The sequence below is a fragment of the Chitinophaga sancti genome (genome assembly GCF_034424315.1).
GTDB lineage: Bacteria > Bacteroidota > Bacteroidia > Chitinophagales > Chitinophagaceae > Chitinophaga > Chitinophaga sancti.
This window is the reverse complement of the sequence record NZ_CP139972.1, coordinates 3,703,686-3,718,037: the sequence shown is the minus strand read 5'-3', so window position 1 is coordinate 3,718,037 and position 14,352 is coordinate 3,703,686. Positions and strand designations below refer to the sequence as shown.

Sequence of the window (14,352 nt, the reverse complement as noted above, 5' to 3'; positions counted from 1 at the left end):
AGCCATTTAACTTGTTTCCTTTGCACCCCTAAACTATATTCTGTACAATGTTCCGGATTACTACTATTTTGGCAAGCGCACTGCTATTATCAACGTTATGTGCTTTCGCCCAGCACAATATCAGTGGTACAGTAAAAGATATTAATAACCAACCACTTCAGAAAGTAAGTATTTCATTAAAAGGCCATAAACACACGACTTTTTCAGATGGAAACGGATCCTTTCATATGGAAGACCTTCCTACTGGCATATATACCATTCATTTTTCCCACACTGGTTTCCAGGGGCAGGATATAGCCTTCAATACGGATTCAACCAGGCCAGTGGATATTGTATTGCTGCCATCCCTGGAACAGTTGCAGACGGTGGAAATCACGGGTAGAAAAGAAATCGGTTATAAGAACACCAATACCTTCATTGGTACTAAAACCGCTACACCACTAAGAGAGGTGCCGGCATCCATTGCTTATGTCACCAAAGAATTAATACAGGATCAGGCAGCCGTAAGGATCGGAGATGTAGTAAAGAACATGAGTGGTGTGAACCAGTTCACTTTCTACGATGACCTGACCATTCGTGGTTTCCGTATCAATGGCGGTAGCACTACACAGCTCATGAACGGGATGCGTACATTCACCGGTTTCTGGAAACAGCCTATGGTCAACTACCTGGAAAGGGTTGAAGTGATCAAAGGTCCGGCTTCCGCATTGTTCGGAAACGCTTCTCCGGGTGGTGTGATCAACCGTGTAACCAAGAAACCACTGGATGAAGATCGTAAATCACTCAGCTTTACAATGGGTAGTTTCAATTCCACCCGTGCATTGTTAGACTTCACAGGCCCACTGAATGAGGATAAAACGATCCTGTATCGCCTGAATCTGGGTTATGAAAATGCAGAATCATTCCGCGTATTACAGTTTGATAAGAACCTTGTAATTGCACCATCAGTATCTTTCCTGCCGAATAAAAAGACCCGGATCAACTTTGATGCGGTATACAATAAATCCAATAGCCGCCTGGATCGCGGGCAATCAGTATTCATGGGCCAGGGCTTGTATTCAACACCTATCTCTCAGGCACTGAACGCAACCAACGATTACCTGAATGAGGAAACTTACACAGTAATGGCTTCCTTGAATCATCAGTTCAGCAGTCGTCTTGCCTTTAACCTCGCCTACTTACGTACCGGTTATACAGAAGATCTGCTGGAGCACAGAAGTGCGAATGAAAATGCGCGGGATGCAAAGGGAATAGAAATTCCCAGTCTCATCGCTAGACAGGTATTCGTGCGTAAGAAGAATCCTGCCAGTGCCAATGCAAGTATGTACCTGACATATGATGCGAATACCGGAAAGATTGAACATAAACTGCTTGCTGGATACGATTATTCACAGGCAACACTTTCTCCCGGTGCATCTCAGATGACGGCCACTAATTATCAGCTGAAAAGCGGTGGCGTAGCACCTTATTACCCGGCAGATTCTTTAAAATATGTAACTTATGAGTACAAAACTGCCAGTGGTGAGAAGATCGTTATTCCTAAGCCAAATGTACCTTCCTTTGATCTCCTGAATCCGAATAATGTACTGGAGGATATGAACAGGTATGTGTACACAGCACAGAACAGTGCTGTACAACCCACCTTTAATAGTTTGGGCGGTATGTATCTGCAGGATCAGATAAAGTTAGGCGCATTACAATTATTGCTGGGTGTGCGTTACGAAACTTATACTGACAGGCGGAATTATAAAAAGGCGAATCAGAAGAAAGTGAACCAACATGCTTTCCTGCCTCGTATAGGCCTTGTATATACCGCTACTAAAAACATAAATGTATACGGTGTATATACAAGGGGATATAATCCACAGGATGCAGCTATCCAGAGTAACCCGGCATCGGGCGGACCATTTAATCCAATTGAAAGTGAGCTGATAGAAGGCGGTCTGAAAACAGAATGGTTGGAAGGTAAACTGACAGGTAACTTATCAATATATCATATCATTCAGAAGGGAACCTTATACCTCGCCGGAGTAAGAGATCAACCTGAACTTTACCTCCAGATAGGAAAGGAAAGAGCACAGGGTGTGGAACTGGATATTACCGGCCAGATCACTAAAGATTGGAATATCATCGCTAACTATTCTTACAATGATGCCGTGATTACGGAGGCAAAGGGAGATGACTCATTAAAAATCGGTGATCAGAAACCTAATGCACCAAAGCACCAGGGCAACCTCTGGACGAAATATACGATCCCGGCTGGTAAGGTCAAGGGCCTGGGTATTGGCGTAGGAGCTAACTTTGTCACTACGCGTAATGTATCGCTGAATGCAACACAGACCCTGCCAGGCTATGCATTGCTGAATGCCGCCTTGTATTACAAAGTGAATAAAGTACAATTACAGGTGAATTTCAATAACCTCACAGATAAAACTTACTGGGTAGGTGGTTATGATTACCTGCGCCTCTTCCCGGGTGCACCGAGAAACTGGCAGGCAACCATTTCATATACATTTTAAGCATGAAGAAAATATTAGGCTGGTTACATTTATGGCTGGGTATCCTCTCGGGTATGGTAGTGCTGATAGTAGCACTGACAGGCAGCCTGCTGGTATTTGAAGAAGAGTTGGAACATACGTTCCACTCTTCCTTTTTTTATGTGGCAGCTCCGGGAAATATCCCCCGTTTACCTTTGGATCAGTTGGTGACAATTGTGAAAGCGCAATATGATGGCTATAAAACCGCTAACCTGAAAATAGAACCGGAGAGCGACCGGAGTGTCATTTTCCTGCTGCAAAAAAGCAAAACGAATCAACTATACGTAGCCGTCAATCCCTATACCGGCCACATTATAGAAGCACTGCCTGCCAGCAAACGCTTCTTTACGATTGTGTTACACCTGCATCGCTATCTCTGTATGGGAGCTGTGGGCAAGGTAATAACGGGCATTTCCTGCTCCATATTCGCCTTTCTCATCCTTAGTGGACTTATCCTCTGGTGGCCTAAAAGAAATAACAGGAAGCAGCGTTTCCGTGTGAAATGGAATGCATCGTTTAAAAGACTGAACTGGGATCTGCATGCGGTCTTTGGTTTTTATATTCACCTGGTATTATTGGTGATCTCGTTGACCGGTTTGGTGTGGAGTTATCAGTGGGTAAACGGATTATTGTTCTATACTTTCAATGGTACTTTCAAAGTAGAAAAGGTCACAGCACCATCCAGCATAGCACAGCAGGGGAGCGGGTATTTTGAAAAGGTATTCCGTGCTACCAATGAAACCCTGCCTTACAAGGGGCCCGTGACCATCACTTATGGTAATGATTCCCTGGCAATAGCCGCCTTTAAGGACAATATAGCCGCTGAGACAGCAAATACCTATGATTTTTTGTATTTCGAAGCGGGTACGGGCAGGTTGCTCAAAACACGATTACATAAAGATGAAAGTGCGGGTATGAAAGCGAGAAGATTAGTGTATCCTATTCATACAGGAAGCATCTATGGCTGGCCCACAAAGATTATAGCACTCATCAGTACATTGGTGGCGGCTTCGCTACCTGTCACGGGTGTATTCATATACCTGGGCAGAAAGAAAAAGAAACCTGTGGCCGTACGCAAAAAACGAGTGTTGGCTTAGCTATCACTCGTTTTGATTATTATCTTTATTGAAGATCTCCCAATCTTTTTGGAAGCCATTTTCCTTACAATACGCCATCAGTTCCTGCAGCCGTTTTTGGTTATCATACTTTAAATTCCAAAACAATTTTTGCTGGCATTCAGCGCATAAACGCAATGGCGCCCTATCTGTTTCATACAGGCCATTGGTGCCGTTCATCACACAAAGGGCATGAATACAGTGATGTAATGAAAGCATATGGCCTATTTCATGAGAGGAAATGCTTACCAGTCTTCGCAGGAAATTTTTCTCCTGTAAACGGTAAATGGAGGTTACCCCCACTCTTTTCCCGTAGGAGCCAAGCCCGAAAACATAATTCCAATCATCCTGCGGATATAGGTCTTTAGCGCTGAGTGCCATCATAGCGAGGTTATTCGCAGGCCGTTTACTGAGTAATACACTATCCAGTATATAAGGTGCCAGTAATTGCCGATGACCTTCGAATATGCGGGAAGTAAATTCGCTATCAGGTATGGGGTGTAGTAATACTGTTTTCCGCTGGAAAAAAATAGCTATGTAGGCGCTTGCATCCTGAAATGCCCTGGTTTGCGAAGCTGTAAAATCTCCGACGGGTAATAAATAAATAGTTGTTGCACTGGAAATAGGTTTCGTAGCCTGATAGGCTGCCAGGTTTTGCCCTCTTTCTTTATGCCTATATAACCAGTCTCCGTATTCAGGTGGAGGTAACGGAATATCATTTTTTGCCAGGGATGCTAAATGGGCCATCTCCGGGTCCTGCTTTTGGGAATGGCAGGAAAATAATAAGCAGGTTATAAAAATGAAAGCTAAATATTTCATCAGGTATTGTTTTTCAAAACACCTTTCAGCACTTTTAATGCGCTCTTTGTATCCTGTGATAATCCACTGATAATTTCTCTGAATCCATACAGTAAATTATCCAGGTTATTCTTTTCACTCTTCCAGTCTATAAACCGGGCACTTTGCGGTGTTTTTGCAAAGCCTTGCAGAAATTCATATTTAGGATGATTGAAAAGAGATTGAATCTGTTCCTGTAAGTCCTTCACCTGTTCTTTCAGGGTGGTATTATACAGGTGAAGCTTATCATTGGTCAGCAGATCAGGATGCCTGTCTTCCTGCTCTATCCATTGTATTTCCAGTTGCAGCATGGAGAGCAGGTCTTCGTTTTCTTTAGCAATGATGAGCTGCTTCATCAGTTCTTCTTTCAACTGTATTTTCCCCGGATCCTGTTCAAGATCAGGATGAAAGAACTTGGCCAGTTGTCTGTATAGTTGTTGGATATTCTTCCTGCGCAGGGCATCCAGCAGTCTTTCCTTTTCCTCTTTATAGCGTTCGCGTTTCGATGCTGTCACAGGTGCAGGTAAGGTTTCTTCTGTAGCTGCTGCTACCCTTAATTTAGCCAGGTATTGTTCATTGATATCCTGGTAAGTGGTATCAGATAATGCATTGAAGATGTCCAGTAGTTCACCTTCCGGTTCTCCCTGCTGATACCTGAAGATATCCTGTAACAGGTGCAGGATCAATCCCCGCAAATCTTCCTTTTCATAATCAGAGAGACCTTTGGAAAGCGTCATGAAACCATTCATCAGCACCACGAGTTGTGCACGCAGACCGGTGAGCTGTTGTACAAAGGGATAGATATGTTTGATGTAATGCTGTCGTTGTTTATCCAGTATGGCAGTGAGTTCTGCCAGCTCCTGGCGCAAAGCGGCAATCTGCTGTATCAGCTTGTTAAAAGTTTTTTGCTCTTTGCTGAGGCTTGACTTTTTGATATTGAGTTCCCCCTGGCGCTTTTCTAATTCCTGTGACATGGAGGCAAAAATAGGAAAAGCACGGCATATCGCCGGGCTTTTCGTCTCTATTGAAAACTTATATAGTTACACACAACGGGTGACAGAACCCAATAGCCATTTTGGTTTTATAGGTTATTCAATGCTAATAGGGCTCTTTTCTTCATACGACCATCCATCTTCACCAATTCCGTAAACATATTCCGCGCTTTGACCTTCTGTTTTTTATATTTATAACACATCGCCAATTGGTATCGGGCTAATTCCCCATAACTGCTGCTGCTATCTGTAGTCAGTTTAGTCAGTAATGGTATGGCTTCATCCAGTTTGCCTTTGTAATAGTGTGCCATGGCTGTTTTGAAAATTGACTGATCTGATTCAGTACCTGTTTCCGCCAGCAAAACAGGTGCTGCCGCAGCAGTACTATCTCCATCTCCGGAAGCAACAGTATCAGTATGAGCTGTGCCAGGAGAAGCTGTCTCCGGTGCTGCTATTGTCTCTGTCTTAGCAATGGCAGGATGAAAGTTGTCAGTTTTTGTTTGCTGGGTGATCAGGAAAACAAGACCTGTTACCAATGCCGCTGCTACTACGCTCCAGAAGTAAGTAAGGAATCTTTCCTGTGTCTCTATTCTCTTTTGATAGCGTTCCGTTTCATAAACCGGGGCAATTTCATTACTACGAATGAGTTCCTGCACTTTCACACCCATCGGCTGGTATTGCGCGTGGTATTTTGGTTTTTGGAGAATTTCAACAGCACTGCTGCAAAGTTCACAGTTCACAAGATGTTGTTCCAGGAGGTGCTTTTCAACATGTGTTAAACGACCGTCTACATAGCGGGGTAGTTGATCTTTACTAAAACAACGAACCTTGCTGAAGATCTTGAATATCTTGTCCTTGTTTTCGAGAGGTTGCATATCCTTGGTTTAAATCTTTTTCCTGATTGGTTGAAATGCCTGTTTCCTGGACCGAAGCCGGGGATGCTGTTTGTGTTGTTGCGTTGGTAGAGACTAATACTAAAGCCGGCCCCTGCTTTATTGGCTGAATTGCTTCAACTGGTTGTACAGCCACCATCATAGTAGGAGCAGTTGCTTCTTTTTCCTCAGCTACAATCATAGCAGCTGCTTCTACCGCTACCATCATAGTAGCTGTGGCGGTTCCTTCTTCCACAGCAATCAGTTTAGCTGTTGGTTGCTCCCGTGCTATGATGGCTGATTTAGCAGAAATCAGCACCAACGCAGGTTCCGCTGATTCATTGCTTTGTTTCTGTTTCCTGGGAGCTGCACTTTTCACAGATGATGCCGGCCCTTTTTTCTTTTTCTTAGGTACTTCATTTTCTATTACCAGTATAGGCGCCTGTTCTTCCTCTGTAGGACTTGTATACTTATTGATTTTCGCATATTCCAGTTTCTCCAAAATAAGAGAGGCCAGTTCCTGTTTAGACCGTTTAATCATTTTCCTGATCTTATCCATCGTATACTCTCTATCCGCCGCTATTTCAGCAAAAGTCTTCTGATCAAAATAAAACTCTTTCAGAATCTCTTTATGAGATGTTTCCAGGTCGTCAAACGCTGTTTTCATCGTCACAGTCAATTCTTTTCGCTGCATCAGATTGTTGTTCGCTTTCTCTACCTTATTCTCAAGCCGGGTAATATCGCTGGATGCGGAAGTAGGGAAATAATACGTATTCCTCGCTTCCCTGTTGCCTTGTGACTTGATGAAGAATTGCATCCATTCGCCTATTTTGGGGATAGTCTGTGTCTGCAGACTCTTAAACAACCTCTTTAAAAGAGAAGGGAAAAATTCGTCAGGGGTGTTATCGTAGTTATTCAAAGATGGTAAGGACACTACTGCCAGCAAATGGCTATATCTCTCCAGTAAAATTCCTGCTGCTTCCTCATCTTTCAATTTTCTTGCTCTGGCCATGAGCTCATTGTCTGGCAAATTTGCAAGTTGATGTAGCATAGTTCTAGTTAATATTTACAAATAGAAATATATGGGAAAAAAACGCATTGAGGAATTAGCCAATAAGTATGCCGTATATGGCACAAAAAATAGGATAGGATTGATAATCAACAGATGATAAACGGTGCCTATTCTTGCATAATAGATTACTTACATGTGAATTTCCACGGTGAAAAAGCGGGATCGAACGAATGAATAACTATCCAAATGAGTAAAAATCAAAGAATTGCATTTTTGCGAATAGGCTACATATGTGGGGCACAAATTGGGGAAACATCGAACACAACTTGAGGAATAAGGTGCTGACTAAAAAGGGTATCCCCTCTCGGGTGGGGTGATGGAGGCGAAATGGCTTTTCGCAATTCCCAGCGCCTTCATTTTACTTTTTAATCAGCCCTTATGATTAAAATGAAACCTGCTGCCCCTGCCAACCACTATTCCGCAGGAACTGTTCCCAGGTTACACTATCCGGATTAATCTCACGGCTCCAGTTCAAATCACGCGCTTTACTATAGTAACCATATTCAACTGCATACTCCGCCATCCCAAGGATCTCATCTACCAGCAACTCATTCTCACCAAATGCAGGCATCAGTTGCAGAAAATTCTCTCTTGAATAAGCATCACCATATACCGCTTTCTTCCCTGTTACTTTCACAAAGGCATCTACCATTTCCTGTGGTGAAATAATATCCCCAATCACCGGCAAAGTCTTTCCTGCATACTTCTCCGGGTTAGAAAATATCTCCAGTACTGCCGGACCTGTAGCCGTCAGTGGATCTACAAATGGCGCACGGAAGTCCTTTGGCAGATAGATCGGAAATACAAGTGTATCACCTTTTACAACAGGTGGATAAAACTCCAGTAAATTGGTATAAAAAAATGCCATCTGGATAAATGTACTTTGCACAGGAAGCGTACTGATATAGGCAGCTACATTCGCCTTATCCGTAAAATGTGGTGCAAACTTTTTTCCTCCTGTAATTTTATCTACATGCTCCAGGCTACTGAATACAATATGTTGTACACCTGCAGCCACCGCTGCGTCTGCCAGTTCTTTCCCTAATTCAAACTCATGTGTTTGTGGTGGTACAATACCCGGTGTCATGAGGAAAACACCTGCCGAACCATGGAATGCTTTTTCAAATGCATGCTGATATCCCAGATCAAGTGGTATACGCACCAGTTCTGCACCTTTTTCTATCAGATGCAATGCCTCCGGTGAGTCTACACGACGCGTAATACCCCGTACCCGAAAACGTCCACTCTCCAGCAATGTATGTGCAGCACTACGACCTTGTTTGCCCATAATCCCAACGATGGTAATGAGCGGTTTATCCTCTCCCATATGTAAAATTTATAGTTGCAAAACTATTGGGGCTTCGATAAATTTGCAATAACTATCCATTAGGATAGTCCTATAAAAAAGATGTTATGGATATAGAATGTCAAAGTGATTTTATAAAGGTCAACAATAAATTATATCCCTGTACAGTAAGTGTAGCAATGGATCTGGTAGGAGGGAAGTGGAAGGCTGTTATATTGTATCATTTGAAAGATGAAGAGAAGCGGTACAACGAATTGAGAAAAGCATTGCCGGGAGTGACAGAAAGAACATTGAGCATACAATTAAAACAACTGGAGGCGGACGAGTTGATCGAAAAGAAAGTGTATGGCAAAAAGCCGCCCTTGAAAGTGGTGTATAGCTTAACGGAGTTTGGTAAATCCTGCACGCCCCTGCTGAATGCCATACTGGGATGGGGTAATATGGTCGCAGAGAAAAAAGGGGAATTCGTAAAAGCATAAATGCTTATTCTCTTTCCCTGGATTGCCTGCGAAAAGTCAGCGCTGTCATACCCGTCTCTTTGTAAAAGATATGCGAGAAATAGGAATGATTATCAAATCCTAATTCTTCTGCAATCTGTTTTACATTCAGGTCCGTAAAATATAGGAGACGCTTTGCCTCCGTCAGTATTTTATATTTTATCCAGAAAGAAACAGTAGAACCGGTTGTCTTTTTCAATGCCTCATTCAGATATGGCGCTGAAATGTGAAGCATCTTCGCATAATCCGCCGGGCTTTTAAATTCCTTGATATTTTCATTCAGCAGTTTTTTAAACTGCATAGATAAAATCGCTGACCTTGAATTATTTGCTTCCGCTTTGGCATGTCGTTGAATAGTAACTGCGGCCATTTCAAAAAAAGAACGTAGCAATGAATGCAGCACAGAAATACTGCTCTCCTGCTCATAGGCCTGCCGATATAAAATCCCCAACAGCATATCGTAATCTTTAATCTCTTCCGCACTTAAGGTAAGTGGTTCCTGGAATCCCGACCAGCTTTCAATTACATCTCTGCAGGCAGGATCGACTATAGCCGGATCGGCAGCTAAGTACCATCCCTTTGCTTTCTTTGTGATAATGCGATAGTGTATTTGGTCTGGCAGGATGTAATAGAGCGTATTTGGACCAACAGTTTTCTCCTGAAAATCTACAACTGTATAACCTGAGCCCTCTAGCGTAATGAAGAAGATATAATGGTCATCCCTGTGTGCGCCTAAATCTTTAGATTGCTGGTAAGTGGCTTCTTCTTTGGCCGACGGTACCAACTGAAATCCCAGATTACTTCTATCCTGTAGTTTGCTGACCGGAACGCTGTTCATACAGCAAAAATACTGTTTCTTACCTATTTAAGACCCAGCAGCTTATCCGCATTTAAGTGAGCAATTTTTGCTAACTGCTCAGCAGGTAACTGAAGATTATTTAAAAAATCAAGCCCCATTTGATTCGTACTAAAAGGATAATCTATGGAGAACATGATATTGTCAATACCGATCGTATCAATGGCAAGCTGTAAAGGCGCCGGTGTAAAAATACCGCTGGTCGTAATAAACAGTTGTTCCCTGAACGTGTCGGCAAGCGTACGCTGGTTCTTACCTGCCACACCGGGTTTGAAAACATTATTGGCCCTGGACCACATCATTGGCAGCATTTCACCCATATGCCCGATGATGATCTTTAATCCTGGATATTTATCAAAGATACCCGCGGCCAATAAGCGCAAAATATGGATCGCGGTTTCTGAATGCCATCCCCAGCCGTAACAGGCAATGGCTTCATTAGGCCCTGTGCTATCCCCTACATTGCTGTAATAGGCATTTATAACCTCCTGGGGCGGTATTCCGGGGTGAATATAGATCGGTACCCCAAGTTGCGCTGCCCGCTCCAAAATAGGCGCAAATTTAGGTGCATCCAGGAACGCTCCATTGATGGTGCCTTTGATCATTGCACCCTTAAATCCATAAGTTTTTACAGTGCGTTCCAGTTCATCAGCAGCAGCTTCGGGGCTGGTGACTGGCAGCACGGCAAATGCAGTAAAAGATGCCGGGTGATCCTTTATTTTCTCCGCTAGCAGATCATTGTACTTTGCCGCAAAATTGGCCGCCTCCTTACCAGGTAGCAGGTATACATCGGTGTTTTCTACTGATAACACCTGGGTGGTAATACCAGTTGCTTGCATAGAATTTAAACGTTCACCTGTAATGTCTGCCAGTTTATCCTGCATCAGCCCTAAGGAGCGTCTTTCTTTCAATATACTTTCAGGAAGGTAGGCGCTCATTTCCGGGAAGGAAGCGTGCTCCTCTAAGGTTACTATTCTCATTGTCAGTGGTTTTATGCAAAGAGAGGAAAGAATGGGCGGTTCATCAATAAAAGGAATGGGGTATTTATATCAAAATTTGCGGTAACTTACCATTCCGCACCCAATGTCGCTCCGGTGCCTATATGCTCTCAACCCAATTCCCTTTCCCACAAAATGAAAACCGATGAAAAAACTACGCTATCTCTTATTCCTCCTATGTTCCATTTCCACCTACGCTCAGACCACCCGAACCTTCTACCTGGACTTCGGACCCAATGATGCCACCAACGGCAACATCACTACCAGCCCTGACGTAAATGGCAACTACTGGAACAACATCACAAATACCAGCACCTCCGCTGCTTCGGTATACCTCTTAACAGACAAAAACACCTCCTCCGGTGCCCTCATCAACATCACGGCCGGATTCAGCTCCAATGGCATCAACAACGGAGGCCTGCTGTCTCCCGGCACCTCCCTGTTGAACGATATCGCTATCAACACCGCCACGCAGGATTATTTCTACACAGATAATTCTGCCAGCTTTATCATCAAAGGTCTCGACGTCAGCAAAGGTTACATCTTCTATTTCTTTGGTACCCGAAATGATCCTGAAGTCCGCAAATCAAACTATACATTAACAGGCAGCAATACTTACAGCGCTACCCTCCAGACTTCCGGCACAAACCTCGGCGGCACCGGTTATAACGGTAATAACAGTACGATCCTCACCACCAGTACCATTGCACCAGATGCCAAAGGCCAGATCGCCATCACCGTCAAACGGGAAACAGGTTCCTTCGCCTATATCGGTGTCCTGAAAATTCAAGAAATCAGGCTGCCCATCACGCCCTTAAAAACAACTTACATCGACTTCGGTCCTAGCGATGTCACCAATGGCAACATCACCACCAGTCCTGACATCAATGGCAACTACTGGAACAATGTTACCAATATCGCCACTACCGCCGCCAAAGTGAACCTCGTAGATAAAACAAATGCATCCACAGGTGCCTCCATCAAAATCACCAGCGGTTTTTCTTCCAACGGCATTCTCAATGGCGGTTTATTATCTCCCGATGCCAGCTTACTCGGTGATTTTGCCATCCACACCGCCACACAGGATTACTTTTTCACCTCCACCTCATCCAGCCTTTCTATCAGGGGATTAGATAAAACAAAAGGCTACGTATTCAGTGCATTCGGTACCCGCAATGATCCTGAAAAAAGAGTATCAGGCTACGCAATCACCGGCGCCACTTTTTACAATGGCACCCTGCAAACCTCCGGCACAAATCTGGGAGGCTCCGGCAATAATGGCAACACAAAAACCATCCTGACATCAGACATCATAATACCTGACGACAATGGCCAGATAAACCTGACGCTTACACGGAACGAAGGTTCTTTCGGCTACCTGGGCATCCTGAAAATAAACCAGGTGAACCCTGTCACTTTCGAGCCTTACTGCCCTACAAAAGAAGCCAGCCGTATCGCCATCATGGGCTCCTCCGTACCCTCCGGTACCGGTGCTACGAACAACCAGGGTTATGCACAACTCTATGCGCAGTTGCTTACCACAAGAGCCAGTAGCGGAACAGGACAAACCTGGAATGTATCCAATATCTCAGTACCTGGAAACAGTACCCTCAGCGTCATTAACCGCTGGGATAAAGACTTGTTGCCACTCTGTAGTAAGTACGTGATCTACGCCCTCTCATTAGGAAATGAAGGTATCACCACCGGTGGTCAGGCCATCTTTGATCAGTTCCGGGACAACATGAAGCTCCTGATCAATAAGGCAAGACAACAAGGTATCGAACCCATCATCACCAATTGCTACAGCCGTGAAGATTACACAACTGCCGAATACAATTTCATCAAACAAATGAATCTCCTGATTCATTCCTGGAATGTAGCGAGCATCAATCTCCTGGGCGCACTTGATAACGGAGCAGGCAAATGGGCTACCGGTTATAAATACGACGATCTGCACCCCAATGACGCCGGACATCTTGAATTTGAATACGCCATCGTGCCCTCTTTATTTGATGCACTAAAAGCAGGAAAGACACAACCTTATTTCATCGATGGCACCTCCTTAAATCTAAGTCCTGCCAGCGGCTATAAATTACAGATCAAACCGGAAGAGATCCTCCATTCCTTTACCTATGCTTTTGACATCCAAACCTCCGCAACAGGTCAGGTGGCAGAACTAAGCACTGTCAGCGGGCAAAAACTATTAGTGATTAACGTCTCCGGTAAACTGGATTATTCTCCCGGAATCTCAGGCACAACTACAATAACCGATAACCAATGGCATAAAGTAACACTTACGCATTACTATGCAATGGGGAAAACGCTTTTATACATTGATAAGGTATTACAAGGCTCCATTGCAGAAAAGATAGTCACCACCAGCTTCGACCTGAATGGCACCAGTGCACCAACTGCTAATTACCGCACCTTGCTGCTACATCGTTCAGGCATGACACCTGAAGAAATCAGCGCCATGGTAGATGCCAACCTGCTGAAATCAAGCCTGGAACTATACGCGCCGCTGGATGGCGCAAATGATCCACTGGTGAACCTTGCTCAAAGTACCAACACACTGAAAAAAGTGAAACTGATAGCAGGTAACTACTATCTCCAGAACCGCTATAGTAAATTATATATGGATGTAGATGATAGCCAGATAACCGCAGATGGTGCAAACATCCAGCAATGGGAATATAACGGAGGCTCCAACCAACAATTTACCTTCAACTATTTAGGCAATGATATTTATACAATAACCTGTGTCAAATCCGGTAAGTCAATGGATGTATCCGCTGTGAGTACAGCAGATGGTGCCAATGTACAGCAATGGACCTATGTTGCCGGCGGAAATCAGCAATTCACGATGGTGCCCTTAGATAGCGACTATTATAAGATCATCGCCAAACATAGCAATAAACTCGTAGAGGTATCCAATTTCAGTACAGTAAATGGTGGTAATGTGCAACAATGGACAGATGTCAATCAAACCAGTGGTCAATGGAAATTAATAAAAGTTGAAAATAGTGTACGCATGGCAAAGATCGTCAGCAAGGAAATCACCGTATATCCCAATCCCGCTGTCTCTACCTTATATATCAACGGTCTCAAAGACCATGCAAATATAAAGATCTATAATGCCTCAGGGCAATTAGAGTTAACCGGGTACGGAGCATCCATCGGTGTAGACAAGCTAAGCACCGGTGTACATTTCGTGCACCTGCAATCCACAGGCGTTTATAAAGTGATCAAGTTTGTAAAGCAATAATCTTG

At 43.8% G+C, this 14,352-nt stretch carries 11 protein-coding genes; 4 read left to right on the top strand and 7 right to left on the bottom strand.

Features of this window, described 5'->3' with window-relative positions:
- The first annotated feature begins 47 nt into the window (after positions 1–47).
- Both U0033_RS14200 and U0033_RS14195 read left to right on the top strand, forming a co-directional pair.
- Positions 48–2,519 (top strand): TonB-dependent receptor, encoded by a 2,472-nt coding sequence (locus U0033_RS14200; RefSeq protein WP_072362569.1) that lies wholly within the window; start codon positions 48–50, stop codon positions 2,517–2,519.
- A gap of 2 nt (positions 2,520–2,521) precedes the next feature.
- Positions 2,522–3,634, top strand: a complete 1,113-nt coding sequence (locus U0033_RS14195; protein ID WP_072362568.1) for a PepSY-associated TM helix domain-containing protein — start codon at positions 2,522–2,524, stop codon at positions 3,632–3,634.
- 3 nt (positions 3,635–3,637) lie between these two features.
- Here U0033_RS14195 and U0033_RS14190 read toward each other — a convergent pair whose 3' ends face one another.
- The 5 genes from U0033_RS14190 to U0033_RS14170 all read right to left on the bottom strand — a co-directional run bounded on the left by U0033_RS14190 (position 3,638) and on the right by U0033_RS14170 (position 8,752).
- Entirely contained in the window at positions 3,638–4,399 is a 762-nt protein-coding gene (locus tag U0033_RS14190; RefSeq protein WP_177318625.1) for an archaemetzincin, read from the bottom strand.
- A gap of 71 nt (positions 4,400–4,470) precedes the next feature.
- The gene (locus tag U0033_RS14185) at positions 4,471–5,463 is read right to left on the bottom strand and encodes a coiled-coil domain-containing protein (RefSeq protein ID WP_072362566.1); all 993 of its coding nucleotides are present in this window, start codon (positions 5,461–5,463) and stop codon (positions 4,471–4,473) included.
- Positions 5,464–5,570: 107 nt separating this feature from the next.
- Positions 5,571–6,356: a zf-HC2 domain-containing protein gene (locus U0033_RS14180; RefSeq protein ID WP_143150767.1), complete on the bottom strand. Its 786-nt coding sequence runs from the start codon at positions 6,354–6,356 to the stop codon at positions 5,571–5,573.
- A complete protein-coding gene (locus tag U0033_RS14175) occupies positions 6,295–7,404 on the bottom strand; it encodes a sigma-70 RNA polymerase sigma factor region 4 domain-containing protein (protein WP_072362564.1) in 1,110 nt (369 codons plus the stop codon). Before U0033_RS14175 ends, U0033_RS14180 begins: the two co-directional genes overlap by 62 nt.
- A gap of 403 nt (positions 7,405–7,807) precedes the next feature.
- Positions 7,808–8,752 (bottom strand): NmrA/HSCARG family protein, encoded by a 945-nt coding sequence (locus U0033_RS14170; RefSeq protein WP_072362563.1) that lies wholly within the window; start codon positions 8,750–8,752, stop codon positions 7,808–7,810.
- A gap of 86 nt (positions 8,753–8,838) precedes the next feature.
- Between U0033_RS14170 and U0033_RS14165 the strand changes: the two genes are divergently transcribed.
- Positions 8,839–9,210 carry a winged helix-turn-helix transcriptional regulator gene (locus U0033_RS14165; RefSeq protein WP_072362562.1) on the top strand — a complete coding sequence of 124 codons (372 nt, stop codon included), beginning with the start codon at positions 8,839–8,841 and terminating at the stop codon, positions 9,208–9,210.
- Between the two features lie 4 nt (positions 9,211–9,214).
- Here U0033_RS14165 and U0033_RS14160 read toward each other — a convergent pair whose 3' ends face one another.
- Together U0033_RS14160 and U0033_RS14155 are read right to left on the bottom strand one after the other, a co-directional pair.
- Positions 9,215–10,066, bottom strand: coding sequence for an AraC family transcriptional regulator (locus tag U0033_RS14160; protein ID WP_072362561.1), 852 nt, complete (start codon positions 10,064–10,066; stop codon positions 9,215–9,217).
- A gap of 23 nt (positions 10,067–10,089) precedes the next feature.
- Positions 10,090–11,064, bottom strand: a complete 975-nt coding sequence (locus tag U0033_RS14155; protein ID WP_072362560.1) for an amidohydrolase family protein — start codon at positions 11,062–11,064, stop codon at positions 10,090–10,092.
- Positions 11,065–11,227: 163 nt separating this feature from the next.
- Here U0033_RS14155 and U0033_RS14150 point away from each other — a divergent pair, with 163 nt between their 5' ends.
- Positions 11,228–14,347, top strand: coding sequence for an RICIN domain-containing protein (locus tag U0033_RS14150; RefSeq protein WP_072362559.1), 3,120 nt, complete (start codon positions 11,228–11,230; stop codon positions 14,345–14,347).
- The last annotated feature ends 5 nt before the right edge of the window (positions 14,348–14,352 follow it).